Here is a 21,758-nt window from a genome sequence, read left to right as displayed (position 1 = left end):
TCGTTGACCCCGGTCCGCGCCCGGTCAGACGAACTTGAACGTACGCACGGCCAGCCACGAGCACACGGTGGCCCAGCCTGCGAGGACGGTAATCCCGAACCAGTCCCACGACCCGGAGACAGCGTTGCCGAGCGCCTCTGCCAGTGCCCCCGACGGTACGAACCGGGCGATCGTGTGGAGCGCGACGGGTAGGTCGTCGCCGAGCACGACGAGCGATCCGATTCCGAGCATGACGAACCACAGGATGTTGGCGAGCGCCAGAACGATCTCGGCGCGCAGGGTTCCGCCCAGCAGTAGACCCATCGTGGCGAAGGTGACTGTTCCGAGGGCGATCACTATCGCACCGAGGGCCAGTCCAGCGACGTCCGGACGCCACCCGAGGAGCGCGCCGATCGCGCCGAGCAGAATGGACTGCAGGATCACCACGAGCACCACGGCGACGGCTTTGCCGCCGATGATTCCCCACTTCGGCAGCGGTGTCGCACCGAGGCGTTTGAGAGCGCCGTAACGACGGTCGAATCCGACGGCGATCGCCTGCCCGGTGAACGCCGTGGACATGATCGCCACCATCATCACAGCGGGCACCACCTGGTCGACGGGCTCGTCGCCCATCGTGCCCAACGGCAGCAGCGTCAGCCCGACCAGCAGCGTGATGGGTATGAACATCGTCAACAGCAGTTGTTCACCGTTGCGCAGTAGAAGCTTGAGTTCGAGCATCGACTGCGAGACCAGCATCGCGACAGGGGAGTTCGGCGACGGATCGGGAGCGAACAGCCCCGTCTCGAATCGGTTGTCCGAACCGCGCGCGTCCTTGCGCACCGTCATCGTCTGAGCTCCCTGCCCGTCAATTCGAGAAACACGTCTTCCAATCGGCGTTGGTCCACTTGGAGTTCCGTCGCGAGGACGTCCTGCTGAGCACACCACGACGTGACGGTCACGAGGATGTGCGGCTCGATGACACCTTCGATGACGTACGAGCCCGCGGATTCCTCGACCGGGCTGTACCCGCCGGGGAGGGCGGCGTCGAGAAGCGACAGTTCGAGACCAGGGGGAGCGGTGAACCGCAGACGGCCCTCGGCGCCCTGCTTGGTCAGCTCCGATGCGGTGCCCGAAGCGACGATGCGTCCGTTGTCGACGATGACCAAGTTGTCGGCGAGCTGTTCGGCTTCGTCCATCAGATGTGTGGTGAGCAGAACGCCGACGCCGTCGCGGCGCAGTGCTTCGACCAGCTCCCATACGAGGAGACGGGCTTGCGCGTCGAGACCCGCCGTCGGCTCGTCGAGGAAGACCAGCTCGGGCCTGCCGACGATCGCGCACGCGAGTGCGAGGCGTTGCTGCTGTCCACCGGACAGCCGCCGGTACGGGGTCTTCACCGCTCGATCGAGCCCGAGGCAGTCGAGCAGCCAGTCGGGATCGAGCGGGTTGGCGGAGTACGACGCCACGAGATGCAGCATCTCCCCGGTCTTCGCGCCTGGATAGGCGCCGCCGCCCTGCAACATGACGCCGATGCGGGGGCGTAGCTGGGCCGACTGAGCGATCGGATCGAGCCCGAGCACCCGGACCGTTCCGGAGTCGGGGGTGACGAACCCTTCGCACATCTCGACCGTCGTGGTCTTCCCTGCGCCGTTCGGGCCGAGCAGTGCCAGCACCTGACCCCGCTCGACCGTGATGTCCAATCCGTCCACGGCGAGATGCCCGTTGTACGACTTCCGTACATCGGTCAGCTGCACGGCAGGTTGCGTCGAGGAGTTCGACGAGCGCACGATCACGAGGAACCAGCGTATTCCCCCGCCGAAATCCGGCGCGTCGGCGGTCCGACGTTCGAGCGCCACGGCAGTCGTGAACGGGTGACGAGATACAGAACGCCGATGGTCAGGATCGTCATGACGGCGGCCTGCACGATCTGGAACGGCAAGTACTCGCTGCCGTTGGGCATCAGAATGACACTGACGATCGAGGAGAAGACGATCGCGGGCACACGGAACGCGGGGCGAGTCGCCCACGCCGCGAGCGGTGTCACCGCCCACAGCAGGTACCAGGGCTGGACCACCGGGAACAGCAGGACGAGAGCTCCGAGGGACACGCCGAGGGCTCCGACCGGGTGGAGGCGGCCCTTCAGAACTGCGACGAGCATCCGAATCGCGACGAACCCGGCGACGACCGACGCGATCGGGCGTGTGAGTCCCAGCACAGCAGTGGTGTGATCGCCGAGCCCGAGCAGGACTCCGACGAATCCCGTTCCGACACCGAGAATCGTCGGGATCGACATCCAGCTGCGCACGACGCTCGCCGTGCCGAGCGTATGCACCCAGCCGAACCCGAGCCCGCTCGCGAGGCTGACTCCGACGTGGACGATCACCGCCACGACGCCGAGCAGAGCTGCCGCGGCCGCCACGGCCTTGAACGTCCCGCCCCATCGTCGTGCGAGTGCCATCCCGACGAATCCGAGGGCCAGCAGCGACGGAATCTTCACCGTCGACGACAACGCGATGAGAGCCGCGCCCGAGATCAGCAACAGCATGGTCGTCGTGCGGATCGGAGTCCTCGATTCGACGGCGCGCAGAGCGAGTTCCGTGCCCGCGAGCATGAGCCCGATCATCAACGCCTCGTTGTGAATCCCCGCGACGAGGTGGAACAGCAACAACGGGTTCGCGGCTCCGAGCCACAGCGCACTGACCGCGGCGACGCCGCAGCGACGTGCCAGGCGAGGCAGAGCCCACACGATCAGTGCGACGCCGACGAGCGCCAACAGACGATGCAGGAATATTCCGGCGACGATGTTCTCGCCGGTGAGCCAGGTGATTCCGCGGCCGATCCACAGGAAGAACGGTCCGTAGGGCGCAGGTGTCTCGCGCCAGATGTTGGGAACCGTTCGCGTCAGTACGTTGTCGACCCCGAGCGCGCCCGCAGGCCCGATCTCGTACGGGTCGAGACCGCGTGCGGTGATCTCGCTCTGGGCCAGATAGGAGTAGACGTCGCGGCTGAACATGGGCGGCGCGACACATAGCGGAAGAATCCACAGAAGCAGCGTGCGGTCGAGTTGTGACCTGGTCATACGCCGCGGGACGCTCCCGTCACGCAGGCGCCCGACGGCGAATCTGCCCAGCAACAACCATGCCAGGACGACCATGACGGTTCCGGTCATCGTGATCGTCAGCGCGGAACTGGCCATGCGCGAGGGCAGGCTCAGCACCCGCACTCCGGCAACCGGGTTCTGCAACACCGGCTGCGCACCAGCCCCGAGTGCTCCGACCGCCATCAAGATCGCGCCGGTCGCGCCGAATCGCCGGATTCCACGAAGCTGGGATGTCTCCGACGCGTCGAGCCCGGGAGCTTCGGGCTCGTCTCCGTGCAATGCCGCGACGCTCGACGCCGGTGTGCGGGTGTCGAGTCCTACCAGGCGTCGGGCCGCACGCATCGCAGTGTGCGGGAACATCTCGACCGAATGTCGAAGACTCGTGGCCGATCTGCGCGACGACGTGGACGGTGTCGCCGAGGCGTCCTCGGTGTTCTCTTCGTCAGCGGTCTGTGGCACGACTGCAGCGTAACCGTGACCGTCCGACGCGCGGAGACACCGGTCGAGCAGTCGTCAACGCCGAGCCGGAAGCGGATATTCCCAGGTGTCGAGCGTCGGTGAAGAAGGGCACCCTTGGTGGACCGGTGCGTTCAATTCCGTCACACTGGTGTTGTGAAAACATCCGTCAGTCGCATGCGCGAAGCCGAGAGCACACGTTCTCGCGCCGACGCGTCCGCCTCCGACACGGCTGTCGTCACCCCGGTTTCGGTCAATCCGGTGCCTGGGCCTGTCGGCCACGAAGGCCAGACGCGTAGTGCAGTGATCACGTTACTGCTCGAAGAAGGTCCGATCACCGCGTCGGACATCGGCGCACGTCTGGGCCTCAGCGCCGCAGGTGTCCGTCGTCATCTCGACGCTCTCATCGATACCGGCGAGGCGCGTGTCGCGTCGTCGGCAGCCGTCAGGCACCGAGGACGCGGGCGACCGGCCAAGCATTTCCAGTTGACGGCCGTCGGGCGGAACAAGCTCGGACACACGTACGACGACCTGGCCGGTGCCGCGATGCGTCAGCTGCGCAAGATCGGCGGAGACGCGGCGATCGAGACGTTCGCTCGGCAACGCGTCGAGGCCATCGTCGCCGACGTCGAGCCGACGGACGGAACGCGTGCCGCCGAGGTCGAGGAAGTCGCCGATCGCATCGCCGACGCGTTCACCGCAGCAGGATTCGCCGCGTCGACGCGTCAGGTCGGCAACGGAGTGCAGATCTGCCAGCACCATTGCCCGGTGTCCCACGTCGCGTCCGAGTTTCCCGAACTGTGCGATGCCGAGCGTCGAGCGTTTTCCGAATTGCTCGGAACCCATGTGCAGCGTCTGGCGACCATCGCCAACGGCGACTGCGCCTGCACCACCCACGTTCCACTGAACACCCCGCATGTCCGTTCCACCCCCTCCAGATCTTCCGGCGCACAGCCCAGTGTCGGAGAACGTACAAGCCTCCGGAAGGAGCTCGCATGACCGTCACACCAGATCAGGTGACCCCAGCAGTGCCCGCAGTCCCGCTGACGCAGGACGAGACGATCGCGTCACTCGGTAACTACGGATACGGATGGGCGGACTCCGACGTTGCAGGCGCGAGTGCCCAGCGCGGACTGTCCGAGGCAGTCGTTCGCGACATCTCGGCGAAGAAGAGCGAGCCCGAATGGATGCTCGAAGCCCGTCTGAAGGCGCTGAAGACGTTCGATCGCAAGCCGATGCCCAACTGGGGATCGGATCTGGACGGCATCGATTTCGACAACATCAAGTACTTCGTCCGCTCGAGCGAGAAGCAGGCCGCGAGCTGGGACGATCTGCCTGAGGACATCAAGAACACCTACGACAAGCTCGGCATCCCCGAGGCGGAGAAGCAGCGCCTGGTCTCCGGTGTCGCGGCGCAGTACGAGTCCGAGGTCGTCTACCACTCCATCCGTGAGGATCTGGAAGCGCAGGGCGTTCTCTTCCTCGACACCGACACGGCTCTGAAAGAGCAGCCGGAACTGTTCCGCGAGTACTTCGGCACGGTCATTCCCGCCGGAGACAACAAGTTCTCCGCATTGAACACTGCCGTGTGGTCGGGTGGATCGTTCATCTACGTGCCGCCTGGCGTGCACGTCGACATCCCGCTGCAGGCCTACTTCCGCATCAACACCGAGAACATGGGCCAGTTCGAGCGCACGCTGATCATCGTCGACGAGGGCGCCTACGTGCACTACGTCGAGGGATGCACTGCCCCGATCTACAAGTCGGACTCCCTGCACTCGGCTGTCGTCGAGATCATCGTCAAGAAGGGTGGACGCTGCCGCTACACGACCATCCAGAACTGGTCGAACAACGTCTACAACCTCGTCACCAAGCGCGCCAAGGCAGAAGCGGGCGCGACGATGGAGTGGATCGACGGAAACATCGGGTCCAAGGTCACCATGAAGTACCCGGCGGTCTGGATGACGGGCGAGTACGCCAAGGGTGAAGTGCTGTCGGTTGCCTTCGCAGGCCCGGACCAGCACCAGGACACCGGTTCGAAGATGCTGCACCTCGCGCCGCACACGTCGTCGAACATCGTCAGCAAGTCCGTCGCCCGTGGTGGCGGCCGCACGTCCTACCGCGGACTCATCCAGATCAACAAGGGTGCGCACGGTTCACGGTCGACCGTGAAGTGCGACGCGCTCCTCGTCGACACGATCTCGCGTTCCGACACCTACCCGTACGTCGACATCCGCGAGGACGACGTCTCGATGGGACACGAGGCGACGGTCTCGAAGGTCAGCGACGACCAGCTGTTCTACCTCATGAGCCGCGGGCTGACCGAGGACGAGGCGATGGCGATGGTCGTTCGTGGGTTCGTCGAACCCATTGCACGCGAACTGCCCATGGAATACGCGCTCGAGCTCAACCGGCTCATCGAGCTTCAGATGGAAGGATCGGTCGGTTAAGTGAGCAACCCGCTTACCCCCGTCGACGGAGTGATCGGCGCCGTGGCGTCGGAGAACCCGGCGAAAGAAGACAAGTCGAAGCTCGTAGCCAACAAGGGCGCGCAGTTCACGTCCTACGACGTCAACGCGTTCGAGGTGCCGTCGGGTCGTGACGAGCTGTGGCGCTTCACGCCGCTGCGTCGCCTCCGCGGCCTGCACGACGGATCAGCCGTCGCGACCACGGGAGCCGACATCGCGGTCGCCGCGGTCGAGGGTGTCACCGTCGAGAAGGTCGGGCGCGACGACGACCGATTGGGTGTGGCCGGCGTACCTGCCGATCGCATTGCGGCACAGGCGTTTTCCGCGTTCACCGAAGCCACTGTCGTGTCGGTGGGTCGTGAGCAGGAGATCTCCGAACCGATCGACGTGACGATCAGCGGCCCGGGCGCCGACGCACTTGCCTACGGGCACCTGCAGATTCGCCTCGAGCAGTTCGCCAAGGCGACGGTCGTCATCGACCAGCAGGGCAGTGGCACCTACGCCGAGAACATCGAGTTCGTCGTCGGCGACAGCGCTCAGCTGACGGTGGTGCTTCTCCAGAACTGGGAGCGCGACGCGGTGCACGTCGCGGCCCACCACGCACGGCTCGGACGTGACTCCGTACTGAGGCACTTCAATGTCAGCCTCGGCGGCGATCTGGTGCGCATCAGCCCGACGGTGCACTACGACGCGCCCGGTGGCGACGCGGAACTGCTCGGACTGTACTTCGCCGACGCAGGTCAGCACCTCGAACAGCGACTGCTGGTTGAACATACGGCTCCGAAGTGCAAGTCCAACGTCCTGTACAAGGGTGCGCTGCAAGGCGAGACCGGTCCCGGAACACAGGATGCGCACACCGTCTGGATCGGTGACGTCCTCATCCGTGCCGAGGCCGAGGACACGAGCACGTTCGAGTTCAACCGCAACCTGGTTCTCACCGACGGAGCGCGAGCGGACTCGGTCCCGAACCTCGAGATCGAGACCGGCGAGATCCTCGGTGCCGGACACGCCAGTGCCACCGGACGCTTCGACGACGAGCAGCTGTTCTACCTGCGCGCTCGCGGAATCTCGGAAGATGCAGCACGACGACTGATCGTGCGTGGCTTCTTCCACGAGATCATCGAACGCATCCCGGTACCTGCAGTACGCGAGCGGCTCGACGCCGCGATCGAGATCGAACTCGCCGTCACCGGCGCCTGAGTCCACTTTCTCTCACTTCTAAGGAATTTCAGATGTCCACGCTCGAAATCCGCGATCTGCACGTCAGCGTCGCACAGTCGGACCCGAACGCTCCTTCCATCGACATCCTCAAGGGTGTGGATCTCACGGTGAAGTCCGGTGAGACGCACGCGATCATGGGCCCCAACGGCTCCGGCAAGTCCACGCTGTCCTACGCGATCGCAGGCCACCCCAAGTACACCGTCACCTCCGGCACCATCACGCTCGACGGCGAGGACGTGCTCGAGATGTCCGTCGACGAGCGGGCGCGCGCCGGCCTGTTCCTGGCGATGCAGTACCCGGTCGAGGTACCAGGCGTGTCGATGTCGAACTTCCTTCGCACCGCAGCGACCGCGGTCCGCGGCGAAGCTCCGAAGCTTCGTCACTGGGTCAAGGAAGTCAAGTCGGCCATGGGCGAACTCGAGATCAAGGAAGAGTTCGCCGAGCGCAGCGTCAACGAGGGCTTCTCCGGCGGCGAGAAGAAGCGTCACGAGATCCTGCAGCTGGGTCTGCTCAAGCCGAAGATCGCGATCCTCGACGAGACCGACTCCGGCCTCGACGTCGACGCACTCCGAGTCGTGTCCGAGGGCGTCAACACGTACCGCGAACGCGAGAACGGTGGTGTCCTGCTGATCACGCACTACACGCGAATCCTGCGCTACATCAAGCCCGACTTCGTGCACGTGTTCGTCGGCGGCAAGGTCGTTCAGTCCGGCGGCGCCGAACTGGCCGACGAGCTCGAGGCCAACGGATACGCAGGATTCACGCAGACCGCGACGTTGTAAGGATGGAGGCACCAGTGGCTTCGAAGATCGATACGTTCGACGTCGACACCATTCGCGCCGACTTTCCGATTCTCGGGCGACAAGTTCGCGACAGTAAGCCGTTGGTGTACCTCGACTCGGGGGCCACGTCCCAACGTCCGCTTCAGGTTCTCGACGCCGAACGCGACTTTCTGCTGACGTGCAACGCCGCGGTTCACCGCGGCGCACATCAGCTCGCGGAGGAAGCAACCGACGCCTACGAGGGTGCGCGAGCGGCGATCGCGTCGTTCGTCGGGGCGGACGTCGACGAAATCGTGTTCACCAAGAACGCCACCGAATCGCTCAATCTCGTGACGTACGTCTTCGGTGACGATCGGTTCGAGCATCGTGTCGGTCCCGGTGACGAGATCGTCGTCACCGAGCTCGAACACCACGCGAATCTTGTTCCGTGGCAAGAACTCGCGCGTCGTACCGGCGCCACGCTGCGTTGGTACGGCGTCACCGACGACGGCCGAATCGATCTGGATTCGCTCGAGCTGACCGAAGCCGTCAAGGTCGTCGCGTTCACGCATCAGTCGAACGTCACCGGTGCGGTCGCGCCGGTCGCGGAATTGGTGCGTCGTGCTCGTGCCGTCGGCGCGTTCGTCGTACTCGATGCATGCCAATCTGTGCCGCACATGAGCGTCGACGTTCATGCTCTGGATGTCGACTACGCGGCGTTCTCCGGACACAAGATGCTCGGGCCGTCGGGCGTCGGTGTTCTGTACGGCAAGGCTGCGCTGCTCGACGCGATGCCCCCGTTCGTCACGGGTGGCTCCATGATCGAAACCGTGACGATGGAAAAGACGACGTACGCGCCGCCGCCTCAGCGTTTCGAGGCAGGCGTGCCGATGACGTCGCAGGTCGTCGGGCTCGGAGCTGCAGTCGACTACCTCGACAAGATCGGCATGGCCCGCATTGCCGGTTACGAGCACAGTCTCGTCGGCGCTACGTTGGAACGCTTCGCCGCGCTCGACGGCGTGCGCGTCATCGGGCCTACGGACAACGTGGACCGAGGTTCGGCCGTCTCGTTCGTCGTCGACGGCATTCACGCACACGACCTGGGTCAGATCCTGGACGACGAGGGTGTGGCGATCCGCGTCGGGCATCACTGCGCCTGGCCTCTGCATCGCAGGTTCGGTGTCGCGGCCACGGCACGGGCGTCGTTCGCTCTCTACAACACGCTCGACGAGGTCGATGCACTGGTCGCCGCCATTCAGCGTGCGCAGAGTTTCTTCGGAACAGGCGAGGTGGCGTGACATGCGGATGGAGCAGATGTACCAGGACGTGATCCTGGACCATTACAAACATCCGCACGGCCGTGGCCTGCGTGAGCCGTTCGGCGCCGAGGTTCATCACGTCAACCCGACGTGCGGCGACGAAGTGACACTTCGAGTGCACATCGACGACGAGGGCACGGTCGCAGACGTCTCGTACGACGGCCAGGGATGTTCCATCAGCCAGGCTGCGACGTCCGTGCTCACCGATCAGGTCGTCGGACAATCGGTTTCGGAGGCGCTGCAGATCGTCGACGCATTCAGTCAGATGGTCGGAAGCAGGGGTAGCGTCGAAGGTGACGAAGACGTCATCGGTGACGGAATTGCTTTCGCCGGAGTGTCGAAGTATCCAGCGCGCGTCAAATGCGCGTTGCTGGGGTGGATGGCTTTCAAGGACGCGGTTGTTCGAATAGTAGAAGAAACTCCCGCTCGATCCGAAGGACAGCAAGCATGACCGAAACACAGGCAGCGGATACACAGGCAGCTGGGGGACCGCAGGCACCGGAAGGTGAGTCGGCGCCCGTCGAACTCACCGCCGAGGAGATCGCGGTACTCGAAGATCTCGAAGAGGCGATGCGCGACGTCGTCGATCCCGAGCTCGGTATCAACGTCGTCGACCTGGGTCTCGTGTACGACATCAAGATCGACACCGAGGACATCGTCACGATCGACATGACCCTGACGTCTGCGGCGTGTCCGCTGACCGATGTCATCGAGGATCAGGCACGTGGCGCGCTCGTGCGCAGTGGCCTGTGCTCGGACCTGAAGATCAACTGGGTCTGGATGCCGCCGTGGGGCCCGGACAAGATCACCGAGGACGGCCGCGAGCAGCTCAGGGCGCTCGGCTTCACCGTCTAGATGGATTCGTAGGTACGACCAGGTAGCCACCTGGTCGTACCTCTTTGTCGAGCGACTCAGGCGCCCTTGCGCGCCTGACCGTCGTCGTCGGCTTTCTTCGCGGGACTCTTCTTCGCTGCGGTCTTCTTGGCCGGCGCTTTTTTGGCGGCAGCTTTTTTGGCAGGAGCCTTCTTCGCTGCGGTCTTCTTGGCGGGTGCTTTCTTGGCCGGGGGGTTCTCGGACGATTCCGTGGACGAACTCTTGGCGTTCCGACCCGCTGCTTCGACGCTGCGCTGCAGGGCCGCCACCAAGTCGACCACCTCGGCGTCCTCACCCTCGTCCGAGGATTCCTCCTCGGTGTGGATGACCTTCTCGCCGCCGTTCGCGATGGTGTCGTCGAGCAACTTGCGCAGTTCGATTTGGTAGTCGTCGGTGAATTCGGTCGGGTCGAAGTCGGATGACATGCTCTCCACCAACGACGTCGCCATCTTCACCTCTTGCGGCCGTGCCTCGGGTGCATCGTCGAGCGACGGGAACTCCGCGGCCCGCACTTCGTCGGGCCACAGCAGCGTCTGGATCACCAGAGTCTCGTCGCGTACCCGCAGCGCCGCGAGACGCGTCTTCTGCCGCAGAGTGAAGTGCACGAGCGCGGTGCGTTCGGTTTCGAGCAGCGTCTGCCTCAGCAGCACGTACGCCTTGGGAGACGTCGAGTCGGGTTCGAGGAAGTAGCTCTTGTCGTAGAGGATCGGGTCGATCTGGTCGGTCGGCACGAATTCGAGGACCGGAATCTCGTGTTTCTCCGCTGCCGGGAGCTTGTCGAAGTCGTCGTCGGTCAGGATGACTCGGTCGCCGTCGGGCGAGTCGTACGCCTTGTCGATGTCGGCGAACTGCACCGACTTTCCGCACTCCGAGCACACCCGGTCGTATTTGATGCGACCGCCGTCTTTGGCGTGGACCTGGTGGAACCGTATGTCGTGAGTCTCCGTCGCGGAGTAGACCTTCACCGGCACGTTGACGAGCCCGAAGGCGATCGATCCCTTCCAGATGCTACGCATGGGGTTCATGATTCCCGAGAAACGTCAGTCGTGTCGAGCGTAAGGCCCGATTCATCTGCCGACGACGGTTCTCGCGATCGCGAGACGAGCGCTCGGCGGCAGTGTCGGGAACATCCGTGTCATTGCAGACAGGGTGCCGCGCAGGTCGCTTCGACCGGACAGGTACGCCGTCTGCAGCGGTACCGGCAGCGCGAAGAAGCTTGCGAAGAAGTGCGGAATCTGCCGCGCTTCCAGGTTCAACGCGGTTCGAAGCCCCAAGTTGCGCAGCCGCTGGACGGCCCAGATCGACGGCGTCACGGGCGACCGGCCGGTCGTCACCGCGTCGAGAAACGCATCCGTCGTCGCGAGCGAGGCGGCGACGCTGTAGCCCGTGGCCGGATGCATCAGCGGGGAACGGGCCCCGAACCGTCGCACTCCGTGGTCGGCGCGATCGCGTGGTGGAGGCTGCACGGCGAACTTCACCCGTTCGACGGCTTCGGCGCCCGTCGGCTCGAATCCACGGCGGCGCAGCCGTTCCACGAGTCTGTCTCGCAAGACGGCCGGGTCGAGCGCAGGTGTCCCGACGAGGCATGTCTCTTCGAGGAGAATGCGATTCTCGTCGAGCGCGACCGCGTACAGGAAGCTGGGCGTGTCGGCGCTGTCGGAGCCGTTGTCCGGGCGCCAGTCCATGAACCAGGCGCCCTCACCCTCGAGAAGTGTCTCGCCCACTGCGCGGTCGACGACGATGCCGTAGGCAGTCTGTTCGGCGAGTCCGATGATGCCCACGGAACCGCGGGCATCGACGACGGTGCGCCCGCGGACGATCGTGCCGTCGGCCAACGTGACCACGTTCTCGCGGATCGTCGACGCGTTTGCCGCGACGATGTCGGATGGCTTCACCTCGAGCGCCTGCTGCAGCGCACCGGTGTTCAGCACGCAGTACGTCCGACCGATCGATTGCCGCCGGGTCGTCCACGCCGCGGGGTGGGTGGTCGACGTCGCGACGACCGACGCAGGCAACCAGTCCGGAAGCTCGTCGGCCCATGCGGAGTAGGTCGGTGTCCACACTCGATTCGGGTGTGGGTCCACACCCAGGACGTCGATCCCTGCGTTCGACGCGCGGTGAACCAGCGACCGTCCGGCAGGTCCCAACCCGACGACGACGAGGTCGGCCGAAGGCGAGCCGATCGGTTTCACAGCCCTCCGGTGGCCAGCAGCCCGCCGTCGATCCGCACGGTTTCGCCGGTGATCCACGACGACTCGTCGGACACGAGGAACCCGACGAGCGACGCCACGTCCTCCGGGGTGCCGAGGCGCTTCATCGGATACATCGCCGACGCCTTGTCCTCACCTGCCGCGACCAACGCCTCGGCGAACTTCGTCTTGACGACTCCGGGCGCGACGGCGTTGACGCGAATGGCAGGGCCGAGCTGCCACGCGAGTTCTTCCGTCAGACGGATCAGGGCAGCTTTGGACGCGCCGTACGCGGCGATGACTCCCGTCGAGCGAATTCCGGCGACACTGGCGAGGTTGACGACCGCGCCGCCGTGCTCACCCATCCACTGTCGGTAGGCCTCCTGAACGAAACCGAGTGTGGCGACGACGTTGGTGTCGAAGATCTTCTTCACGCCGTCGAGATCGGCCTCCATGAGCGAGCCGTACACGGGGTTGATGCCGGTGTTGTTGACGAGAATGTCGAGCGAGCCGAACGTCGCGATCGTCTGTGCCACCGCGTCGCGTCGAGACTCTGCGTCGCCTGCGTTCCCCGGCACCCCGAGAACGCGAGCTCCGTCGGCGCCCGCCGCGAGCAGTTCTTCGGCCGCGTCGGCGAGAGGTTCGGGCTTGCGTGCCGTGATCGTCACGGCTGCGCCGCGGGACAGCAGTTCGGCGGCAATTGCTTTCCCGATTCCTCGGCTCGCTCCTGTGACCAGAGCAACTCGGCCGGTCAGATCCTTCTCGTGTGCTGCGTTCGCGGTGGTCATGCGCGAGACGTTACCGGGGTCACTGGGCAGGGTGGCGTAAGCACACTCCGGGAGCAGCTAAAATGAGTGGTTGCTCGGGCGCGTCTCGAGCACCATTCACCGCGTTGCTGCCCGCCTCGCCGATGACACTTGCCCACAATCGCTAGGAGCCCATGCGTGATCACCGCCACCGACTTGGAAGTTCGTGCCGGTGTCCGCACGTTGCTGTCCGCCCCTGGACCTGCGCTGCGCGTGCAGGCCGGAGACCGCATCGGGCTCGTCGGGCGTAACGGCGCAGGCAAGACCACCACGTTGCGAATTCTTGCGGGGGAGGGCGAGCCGTACGCAGGCGAAGTCGTTCGCAGCGGCGACCTCGGGTACCTACCCCAGGACCCCAAAGAGGGCGATCTCGACGTGCTGGCCAAGGACCGGGTGCTCTCCGCTCGCGGCCTCGACACTCTGCTGCGTCAGATGGAGAAGCAGCAGGCGCTGATGGAGGAGGTCGCCGACGAAAATCGTCTCGACAAGGCGGTGCGGAAGTACAGCGCACTCGAAGAGCGTTTCGCGTCGTTGGGCGGCTACGAGGCAGAGAGCGAAGCCGCACGGATCTCCAACAGTCTCGGATTGCCCGATCGCATCCTGGCGCAGCCGCTGCGCACGCTCTCCGGTGGACAGCGTCGTCGAGTCGAGTTGGCACGCATTCTGTTCGCCGCATCCGACGGTAGTGGCGGCAGGTCCGACACCACGCTTCTGCTCGACGAGCCGACCAACCACCTCGACGCCGACTCGATCAACTGGCTTCGTGGCTTCCTGCAGAACCACGAGGGTGGACTCATCGTCATCAGCCACGACGTCGAATTGCTCGGCGACGTCGTCAATCGTGTCTGGTTCCTCGACGCCGTGCGCGGTGAGGCCGATATCTACAACATGAACTGGAAGAAGTACATCGACGCGCGTGCCACCGACGAGCAGCGTCGACGCCGCGAACGCGCGAACGCCGAGAAGAAGGCGGGCGCGTTGCGTGCCCAGGCGGCCAAGATGGGGGCGAAGGCGACGAAAGCCGTTGCGGCACAGAACATGGCGAAGCGCGCCGACAAGTTGCTCGCCAATCTGGATGCCGAGCGCGTGTCCGACAAGGTCGCGCACATTCGATTCCCCGAGCCTGCGCCGTGCGGCAAGACGCCCCTGATGGCGTCGAACCTGACCAAGATGTACGGGTCGTTGGAGATCTTCGCAGGCGTCGACCTGGCAATCGACCGCGGCAGCCGCGTCGTCGTACTCGGGTTGAACGGTGCAGGCAAGACGACGCTGCTGCGGATTCTCGCCGGGACCGAGAAATCCGACTCGGGTGCACTCGAACCAGGCCACGGGCTTCGCGTCGGCTACTTCGCGCAGGAGCACGACACACTCGATGACAACGCCAGCGTGTGGGAGAACATTCGTCACGCGGCTCCGGACACGGGGGAGCAGGAGCTGAGGTCGCTGCTCGGTGCGTTCATGTTCACCGGCCCGCAGTTGGAGCAGCCGGCAGGAACGCTGTCCGGTGGTGAGAAGACCCGACTGGCACTGGCCGGGCTCGTGTCGTCGGCTGCCAACGTTCTGCTTCTCGACGAGCCGACCAACAACTTGGACCCCATCTCACGTGAGCAGGTCCTCGACGCGTTGCGCAGTTACAAGGGTGCGGTGGTTCTCGTGACACACGATCCGGGTGCGGCCGAGGCGCTGTCACCGGAGCGTGTGATCCTGCTGCCCGACGGCACCGAGGACCATTGGTCGCAGGACTACCTGGAGCTGATTCAGCTGGCGTGATTCGGCTGTTCTCCGATGGCGCAGCCGCGGCCTCCTCTACCCTGAACGGACGGGGGTTTTCGGTGAGTGTATGTCGCTGACTGGAGGACGCCATGGGACGAATGCGATCGAGCGGTGCAGTGTCCGCGGGGGAAGCCGGGTACTCGAAAGGCGCACGTATCACCGGTGATTCGCGTGATCGGCTGAGATCGCAGCTCGTGGAGCAGTACACCGCTGGCGCCAGCATCCGAGTTCTGGCGCAGCAGACAGGTCGGTCGTACGGATTCGTGCACAAGGTGCTCGCCGAGTCGGACACACCGCTGCGTACGCGCGGTGGTCCGAATCGGAGAAAGAGAACGGACCGGACGGACTAGCCGCTCGTCTCCTGTTTTCGCACGGACTCCTCGACGAGATCGAGCACCGCGGACAGGTTCTTGTCGCCCTGCCCGGACGCGATTCGGGCTACCAGGCCATCCAACACGAGGTCGAGGTAGTCGAGCATGACGTCCTTCGGTACGTCGTCACGCAGACGGCCCGCGGTCTTCTGCCGTTCGAGACGCGCGAGGGTCGCGTCGGTCAACTCGGCGGACTTCTCCGACCAGCTCTCGCGGAACTCCGCGTCGGTACGTAGACGGCGGGCGATCTCCAACCTCGTACCGAGCCACTCGAATCGGTCGGGCTGTTCGAGCATGTCTCTCATCACCTGAACGAGGCCCTGGTTGGCGGCGACCTCGGCCATGCGCCGCGCATCTTCCTGCGCGAGTGCGAGGAACAGTCCGTCCTTGTCCTTGAAGTGGTGGAAGATCGCGCCACGCGAGAGCCCGGTGGCTTCTTCCAACCGACGAACCGTCGCACCTTCGTACCCGAACTCGCCGAAGCATCGACGGGCCCCGTCGAGGATCTCGCTTCGCCTCGCAGCCAACTGGTCTTCACTGACCTTGGGCAAGTGCACTCCTCCTTCGTCGGACAGCTGGTTCGCTCTCTCGGCCGTCTTCGCCGACAGGTAGCCATCAACGCAAAGCGCTCACGACCACGAGCACAGTGGCGAATCCACCGGTGTCATGGTCGTGAGCGCTTCGCGCGTGCTGGGCCGACGATGCGGCACCAGCGTGTGGCGCCTAGCCCCTGATCATGTTGCGCAGCACGTACTGCAGGATGCCACCGTTGCGGTAGTAGTCCGCCTCACCGGGGGTATCGATGCGCACGACTGCGTCGAACTCGATCTTGCTGCCGTCGGTCTTCGTTGCCGTGACGGACATCGTCTTCGGCGTGACGCCCTCGTTCAGCTTCTCGATACCGATGATGTCGAACGTCTCGGTTCCGTCGAGCTTCAGCGACTTCGCGCTCTCGCCTGCCGGGAACTGCAGCGGGACAACACCCATTCCGATGAGGTTCGAGCGGTGGATGCGCTCGAACGACTCGGTGATGACGGCCTTGACACCCAACAGAGACGTGCCCTTGGCAGCCCAGTCGCGCGACGATCCCGAACCGTATTCCTTACCGCCGAGGACGACGAGCGGGATGCCGGCGGCCTGGTAGTTCTGCGACGCGTCGTAGATGAAGGCCTGCGGGCCGTCTTCCTGCGTGAAGTCACGGGTGTAGCCGCCCGAGACGTCGTCGAGGAGCTGGTTGCGCAACCGGATGTTCGCGAACGTTCCGCGAATCATGACCTCGTGGTTGCCGCGACGCGAACCAAGGGAGTTGTAATCCTTGCGCTCGACGCCGTGCGAATCCAGGTACTGCGCGGCAGGGGTTCCGGACTTGATGGGTCCTGCTGGGCTGATGTGGTCGGTGGTGACCGAGTCGCCCAGGAGCGCGAGGACGCGGGCGCCCTTGATGTCCTTGACGGGTTCCGGATCCATCGTCATGCCGTCGAAGTACGGAGGCTTGCGCACGTACGTGGACTTCGGATCCCACTCGAACGTGTCACCCTCGGGGGTGGACAGGTTCTGCCAACGGCTGTCGCCGGCGAAGATGGTCTCGTAGGACTTGCTGAACATGTCACGGCTGATCGCGGACTGAATCGTCTCTTCGATCTCCTGCGACGACGGCCAGATGTCCTTCAGGAACACGGGGTTGCCCTCGTGATCCGTTCCGAGCGAGTCGCTCTCGAAGTCGAAGTCCATCGTTCCCGCGAGTCCGTACGCGATGACCAACGGCGGCGAGGCCAGGTAGTTCATCTTGACGTCGGGGGAGATGCGACCCTCGAAGTTACGGTTACCGGACAGGACCGCGGTGACCGAGAGATCGTTGTCGTTGATCGCCTTCGAGATCGGCTCGAGCAGCGGGCCGGTGTTACCGATGCACGTGGTGCATCCGTAGCCGCCGAGGAAGTAGCCGAGCTTCTCGAGGTACGGCCACAGGCCGGCCTTCTCGTAGTAGTCGGTGACGACCTGCGAACCCGGCGCCATGTTCGTCTTGACCCACGGCTTCGTGGACAAGCCCTTCTCGACGGCGTTACGAGCCAGCAGCGCTGCACCGAGCATGACCGAGGGGTTGGAGGTGTTGGTGCAGGACGTGATGCCTGCAACGACGACTGCACCGTGGTCGAGAACGAACTCGCCTGCCTCGTCGGTGACGACGCGGACCGGCTTGCTCGGACGACCGTCGGAACCGTACGCGGCGGACTGCACGTCGACTGCGCCGTCGTCGGCGAAGGACAGCGTGGCCGGATCGGATGCCGGGAACGACTCTTCGACTGCCTCGTCGAGCTGCGTGTGCTCGGTCGGGTAGTTCTCTTCGACGTAGTTGTGAATGTCCTTGCGGAATGCGACCTTCGAGTCCGACAGAAGGATGCGGTCCTGCGGACGCTTCGGCCCTGCGATCGACGGAACGACGTCGCCGAGATCGAGCTCGATGTACTCCGAGTACACGGCCTCGTTCTCGGGGTCGTGCCACATGCCCTGTTCCTTCGCGTACGCCTCGACGAGAGCGAGCTGCTCGTCGCTGCGGCCGGTGAGGCGCAGGTAGTTGATGGTCTCTTCGTCGATCGGGAAGATCGCTGCGGTGGAACCGAATTCGGGGCTCATGTTGCCGAGGGTCGCGCGGTTCGCCAGCGGAACCTCGGAGACGCCCTTGCCGTAGAACTCGACGAACTTGCCGACGACACCGTGCTTGCGGAGCATCTCGGTCGCGGTGAGCACGACGTCGGTCGCCGTGACGCCCGGCTTGATCTCACCGGACAGCTTGAAGCCGACGACGCGGGGGATGAGCATGGAGACGGGCTGGCCGAGCATGGCTGCCTCGGCCTCGATGCCGCCGACGCCCCAGCCGAGAACGCCGAGGCCGTTGACCATCGTCGTGTGCGAGTCGGTGCCGACGCAGGTGTCGGGGTATGCCTGGCCCTTGCGGGTCATGACCGTCGGTGCCAGGTACTCGATGTTGACCTGGTGGACGATGCCCATGCCGGGGGGGACGACCTTGAAGTCGTCGAACGCGCCCTGGCCCCAACGAAGGAACTGGTACCGCTCACCGTTGCGCTCGTACTCGAGATCGACGTTGCGCTCGAGTGCGTCGGCCTTGCCGAAGACGTCGAGGATGACCGAGTGGTCGATGACCATGTCGGCGGGGGACAGCGGGTTGACCTTGTTCGGGTCGCCGCCGAGGGTCGTGACGGCTTCACGCATCGTCGCGAGGTCGACGACACAGGGAACGCCGGTGAAGTCCTGCATGATGACGCGCGCAGGGGTGAACTGGATTTCGATGCTGGGGTCCGCGGACGGGTCCCACGACGCGATCGAACGGATGTGGTCGGCGGTGATGTTGGCACCGTCCTCGGTGCGAAGGAGGTTCTCCGCGAGGACCTTCAGCGCGTAGGGCAACTTCTCGGCGCCGGGCAGGGCCGACAGGCGGAAGATCTCGTACGAGTTCTCTCCGACTTCGAGGGTGCCCTTTGCACCGAATGAATCATTACTGGCGGTCACTTCAGCTCCACTCGTCTATGAGGCACACCGCCGACGGGGCTGTGTCGACGGTTGAAGCGAGACGTTTCTCGCGCGCCGGTTGGCACGGCTGGCGTCTCGATGTCGAGTCTAACAGTACGCTTGTCCTGTTGAAACGAAGGGCAGCCTACATTGCTGCATGCGTGCCCTGCGCCCTCGATCCTCGCGCACGGTGCGGTGGCTTCGCAATGTGGGGAGCGTCGGGTCGAGGCCTACACCTTCGGCGGGCCGAACCGGCTCGGCCAGCCCTTGCCGCTATGGTCTGTGCGGTGCGGTCGTACCCCGATCGAGAAGTGAAGCCGCGTTTATTCGACTGGACGAGAGATGCCTGAACCGTTCCTTGCCATTGCCCCGCTCGCGGCCTTCGTTCCGCTTGCCGCGGATGTTCCCCCCGGTGTCGATGTGGACACGATCGTGGCCGAGGTTCGGGAAACCGGCGTCAGCGCGCCTCCGTCCATCGAGGACGCGTTGCTCGGCGCCGTGGACCGCGCCGAGGACAACGGCATCGATCTGAGCATCGTCGTCGTCGAGAACAACCCGTCGCACGATTCGCAGTTGCGAGACCTCGCAACGGCGGTCGGCGCGCAGGACGGCGGCACGGTGCTCGTACTCAGTCCAGGTCAGGTCGGATCGTTCAGTGACACGGTCAGCCGCGTCACCCTGGAGGCCGGCCAGGACCGCACGTACACGGGTGATCCCGTGGTCGCGGCGGACAACTTCGTCGACGAACTCGTCGGAGATCAGACGCCCTGGGCGTTGATGACCGGAGTCATCGTCGTGATCGTCGCGGGTGCCGCAGCAGCCACGGCCGTTGCGAAGATCCGGCGACGGTCGACCACGGTGCAGACCACCGAATCCTGACGGGTCCCAGCGGACCTCTTCGGCGCCCCGACCTCGACGGTCGGGGCGTTTTTCGTCGTGTCCGGAAAAAGACCGAAGAATTGTTTCCGGCATACCGCGAGTTCAGCGCGTTTTCGCAGGTCGAATTACAAATGTGTTCTTTGTGACTGGAGTTTCATTAGAGGGCAAAGTGTCGTACGGTGCCATTGGCACTGCTGGGGAAGGAGTGTCGCAGAGGGCAGAGGTCTATCCGTGGGGATACGGGTAGCCGATGCTTCGGGTGTGGCTGATGTGGTCTGCACCTGTCGTGTTGCTGCGTGCTTTCTCCCTGCTCGGCGAGCAAGACAGGCGCATCCGACGTGGGTGTGAGCCACCCGCTCGTCCGGCGACGACGTTCGTTTCGAGCGTCGCGAGTGCCGGAGCGAGGGAGATATTTCGTGAGGCGACGAGCATTCCGCGGCACTCGCCGCAGCGCGTTCTCGGGTACTGCTCGACTGCTGGTCGGGGCCGGCCTCGTGGTCGCGTTGACGAGTGCGGTGTCGGGAACCGCTGCCGCTGTGCCACCTCCGCCGCCCAATCCATCGGACTCCGACATCGCTGCTGCGGGCTCGCGTGTCGACTCCCAACTCGGTGCAGTCGGTGACCTCATCAATCAGGTCGCTGCGGCGAATCAACAGCTCGCACAACTGGACGACGACGTCGCGATCAAGCGCGAGGACGTCAACAAAGCGCTCGTGGACCTGCAGAACGCGCGCGACGCGGCGGACCTAGCAGCGCAGTTCGTCGTCACTGCGCAGCAAGCTCTGGCCGACGCGGGAACGCAGATCCAGGCCGCGCAGACGAAATTCGACGAGTTCGCACGATCGAGCTACACGCAGGGGACCGGTGTCGCGTCCGTCGCGTCGTTCCTGGGATCGACGGGTCCGGACGACGTCCTCGATCGCGCGCAGGTGCTGAAGGTCCTGTCGAACAGTCAGAATGCGGTTCTCGACGGGTTGCAGCGAGCACGTACGGAACAGGCGAACAAGGAATCGTCGGCGCGCGAATCCAAGCAGCAGGCCGACGCGGCGTCCGCGGAAGCAGAGGGCAAGAAGGCAGAGGCGGAAGAGGCGATCGCAGTCGCTCGTGCCGCATTGCAGGCCCAGGCGGAGCAGAAGGTCGCGATCGAGGGCCAGCGCGATGCGGCGCAGGTTCAACTCGACTCGGCGCGTTCCGAAGTGGCCGGCCTGCAGGATCAACGCGTCGCGTACTCGGCGTGGGAACAGCAGAAAGCGGCCGAGGATGCCGCGATCGCGGCTGCGGCTGCTGCCGCCCGAGAAGCCGCGGTACAGGCGGCAGCGCGAGTTGCAGCGAACCAAGCGGCGGCTGCCGCGGCTGCCGCGGCCGCGGAGGGCCAGCGCGCGCACACCGACATCGACGACTCCAGCAGTGACTCGGGAAGCGATTCGAGCAGCGGCTCCGACAGCAGCTCCGGGACCAGTACGCCCACCCCGAAGAAACCCAGGAGTTCGGGCCAGAGCAACCCGTCACTCACTGGTAGCGCAGCTGTCGAACTGGCTATCGACCGCGGAATGTCGCAGCTCGGCGTGCCCTACTCATGGGGCGGCGGCGACGAGAACGGACCGACCAAGGGCATCCGCGACGGCGGGGTCGCCGACAGCTACGGCGACTACAACAAGGTCGGATTCGACTGCTCGGGATTGATGATCTACGCGTTCGCAGGCCTCGGAATCTCTCTCCCGCACTACACGGGCTATCAGTACACCGCAGGCAAGCAAGTGCCGTCCTCGGACATGAAGAGGGGCGACATGCTGTTCTACGGTCCCAATGCGAGTCAGCACGTCGCGCTCTATCTGGGCGACGGCAAGATGCTGGAGGCGCCGCAGTCCGGCGATGTCGTCAAGGTGTCACCCGTGCGATACAGCGGTATGACGCCCTACGCCGTGCGTATGGTGTCCTGAGTGGGTGGGTGCCGCCGGCAGCCTTGCGTCGGCCTTCGTCGCACGCGCGAGCATCACCTGGAATAGTTGACGGGGGGACACCGACGTGCCCGAGAGAC

The 21,758-nt window shown here is 64.8% G+C and carries 19 protein-coding genes; 11 read left to right on the top strand and 8 right to left on the bottom strand.

Annotated elements, in window-relative coordinates:
- Nucleotides 1-24: 24 nt before the first annotated feature.
- From CHB96_RS00660 to mptB, 3 genes are read right to left on the bottom strand one after another with little or no spacing between them, the layout of a single operon-like run.
- Nucleotides 25-825, bottom strand: coding sequence for an ABC transporter permease (locus CHB96_RS00660; RefSeq protein WP_089242655.1), 801 nt, complete (start codon nt 823-825; stop codon nt 25-27).
- Nucleotides 822-1,766, bottom strand: coding sequence for an ABC transporter ATP-binding protein (locus CHB96_RS00655; RefSeq protein ID WP_371828972.1), 945 nt, complete (start codon nt 1,764-1,766; stop codon nt 822-824). The genes CHB96_RS00660 and CHB96_RS00655 overlap by 4 nt, the downstream gene beginning before the upstream one ends.
- A complete protein-coding gene (mptB, locus tag CHB96_RS00650) occupies nt 1,766-3,535 on the bottom strand; it encodes a polyprenol phosphomannose-dependent alpha 1,6 mannosyltransferase MptB (RefSeq protein ID WP_089242654.1) in 1,770 nt (589 codons plus the stop codon). Before mptB ends, CHB96_RS00655 begins: the two co-directional genes overlap by 1 nt.
- A gap of 174 nt (nt 3,536-3,709) precedes the next feature.
- On the opposite strand from mptB, the gene CHB96_RS00645 reads away from it, so the two are divergent.
- From CHB96_RS00645 to CHB96_RS00615, 7 genes are read left to right on the top strand one after another with little or no spacing between them, the layout of a single operon-like run.
- Complete coding sequence (locus CHB96_RS00645; RefSeq protein ID WP_089242653.1) at nt 3,710-4,531, top strand: helix-turn-helix transcriptional regulator; 822 nt, start codon at nt 3,710-3,712, stop codon at nt 4,529-4,531.
- Complete coding sequence (sufB, locus tag CHB96_RS00640; protein ID WP_089242652.1) at nt 4,528-5,982, top strand: Fe-S cluster assembly protein SufB; 1,455 nt, start codon at nt 4,528-4,530, stop codon at nt 5,980-5,982. Before CHB96_RS00645 ends, sufB begins: the two co-directional genes overlap by 4 nt.
- Complete coding sequence (gene sufD / locus CHB96_RS00635; protein WP_089242651.1) at nt 5,983-7,200, top strand: Fe-S cluster assembly protein SufD; 1,218 nt, start codon at nt 5,983-5,985, stop codon at nt 7,198-7,200.
- A 32-nt stretch (nt 7,201-7,232) separates the two neighbouring features.
- A complete protein-coding gene (gene sufC / locus CHB96_RS00630) occupies nt 7,233-8,003 on the top strand; it encodes a Fe-S cluster assembly ATPase SufC (RefSeq protein WP_089242650.1) in 771 nt (256 codons plus the stop codon).
- A 2-nt stretch (nt 8,004-8,005) separates the two neighbouring features.
- Nucleotides 8,006-9,280, top strand: coding sequence for a cysteine desulfurase (locus tag CHB96_RS00625; protein ID WP_089242649.1), 1,275 nt, complete (start codon nt 8,006-8,008; stop codon nt 9,278-9,280).
- Between the two features lies 1 nt (nt 9,281).
- Nucleotides 9,282-9,752 carry a Fe-S cluster assembly sulfur transfer protein SufU gene (gene sufU / locus CHB96_RS00620; RefSeq protein WP_089242648.1) on the top strand — a complete coding sequence of 157 codons (471 nt, stop codon included), beginning with the start codon at nt 9,282-9,284 and terminating at the stop codon, nt 9,750-9,752.
- Nucleotides 9,749-10,156 carry a metal-sulfur cluster assembly factor gene (locus CHB96_RS00615; RefSeq protein ID WP_089242647.1) on the top strand — a complete coding sequence of 136 codons (408 nt, stop codon included), beginning with the start codon at nt 9,749-9,751 and terminating at the stop codon, nt 10,154-10,156. The genes sufU and CHB96_RS00615 overlap by 4 nt, the downstream gene beginning before the upstream one ends.
- 56 nt (nt 10,157-10,212) lie before the next feature.
- Here CHB96_RS00615 and ku read toward each other — a convergent pair whose 3' ends face one another.
- Genes ku through CHB96_RS00600 form a run of 3 tightly spaced genes read right to left on the bottom strand, consistent with a single transcriptional unit; the run spans nt 10,213 to nt 13,151 of the window.
- A complete protein-coding gene (gene ku / locus CHB96_RS00610) occupies nt 10,213-11,190 on the bottom strand; it encodes a non-homologous end joining protein Ku (RefSeq protein ID WP_089242646.1) in 978 nt (325 codons plus the stop codon).
- Nucleotides 11,191-11,241: 51 nt separating this feature from the next.
- Nucleotides 11,242-12,366 (bottom strand): lycopene cyclase family protein, encoded by a 1,125-nt coding sequence (locus CHB96_RS00605; protein WP_245865115.1) that lies wholly within the window; start codon nt 12,364-12,366, stop codon nt 11,242-11,244.
- On the bottom strand, nt 12,363-13,151 hold the full coding sequence (locus tag CHB96_RS00600; RefSeq protein WP_089242645.1) for an SDR family oxidoreductase: 789 nt from the start codon (nt 13,149-13,151) through the stop codon (nt 12,363-12,365). Before CHB96_RS00600 ends, CHB96_RS00605 begins: the two co-directional genes overlap by 4 nt.
- A 156-nt stretch (nt 13,152-13,307) precedes the next feature.
- Here CHB96_RS00600 and CHB96_RS00595 point away from each other — a divergent pair, with 156 nt between their 5' ends.
- Nucleotides 13,308-14,939: an ABC-F family ATP-binding cassette domain-containing protein gene (locus tag CHB96_RS00595; protein WP_089242644.1), complete on the top strand. Its 1,632-nt coding sequence runs from the start codon at nt 13,308-13,310 to the stop codon at nt 14,937-14,939.
- 92 nt (nt 14,940-15,031) lie between these two features.
- Nucleotides 15,032-15,292 carry a helix-turn-helix domain-containing protein gene (locus CHB96_RS00590; RefSeq protein WP_245865114.1) on the top strand — a complete coding sequence of 87 codons (261 nt, stop codon included), beginning with the start codon at nt 15,032-15,034 and terminating at the stop codon, nt 15,290-15,292.
- Here the strand turns inward: CHB96_RS00590 and CHB96_RS00585 are convergent.
- Together CHB96_RS00585 and acnA are read right to left on the bottom strand one after the other, a co-directional pair.
- Entirely contained in the window at nt 15,289-15,864 is a 576-nt protein-coding gene (locus tag CHB96_RS00585) for a TetR/AcrR family transcriptional regulator (RefSeq protein ID WP_089243015.1), read from the bottom strand. The two genes, CHB96_RS00590 and CHB96_RS00585, sit on opposite strands and share 4 nt — an antisense overlap.
- A gap of 172 nt (nt 15,865-16,036) precedes the next feature.
- The gene (gene acnA, locus CHB96_RS00580) at nt 16,037-18,841 is read right to left on the bottom strand and encodes an aconitate hydratase AcnA (RefSeq protein ID WP_089242643.1); all 2,805 of its coding nucleotides are present in this window, start codon (nt 18,839-18,841) and stop codon (nt 16,037-16,039) included.
- A gap of 342 nt (nt 18,842-19,183) precedes the next feature.
- On the opposite strand from acnA, the gene CHB96_RS00575 reads away from it, so the two are divergent.
- Both CHB96_RS00575 and CHB96_RS00570 read left to right on the top strand, forming a co-directional pair.
- Entirely contained in the window at nt 19,184-19,720 is a 537-nt protein-coding gene (locus CHB96_RS00575; RefSeq protein WP_089242642.1) for an Rv1476 family membrane protein, read from the top strand.
- A gap of 416 nt (nt 19,721-20,136) precedes the next feature.
- Nucleotides 20,137-21,660 carry an NlpC/P60 family protein gene (locus tag CHB96_RS00570; RefSeq protein WP_089242641.1) on the top strand — a complete coding sequence of 508 codons (1,524 nt, stop codon included), beginning with the start codon at nt 20,137-20,139 and terminating at the stop codon, nt 21,658-21,660.
- The last annotated feature ends 98 nt before the right edge of the window (nt 21,661-21,758 follow it).

Origin of the sequence: Rhodococcoides kyotonense, from assembly GCF_900188125.1 — a bacterium.
GTDB classification, from domain to species: Bacteria; Actinomycetota; Actinomycetes; order Mycobacteriales; family Mycobacteriaceae; genus Rhodococcoides; species Rhodococcoides kyotonense.
This window is presented reverse-complemented; position numbering and strand designations above follow the sequence as displayed.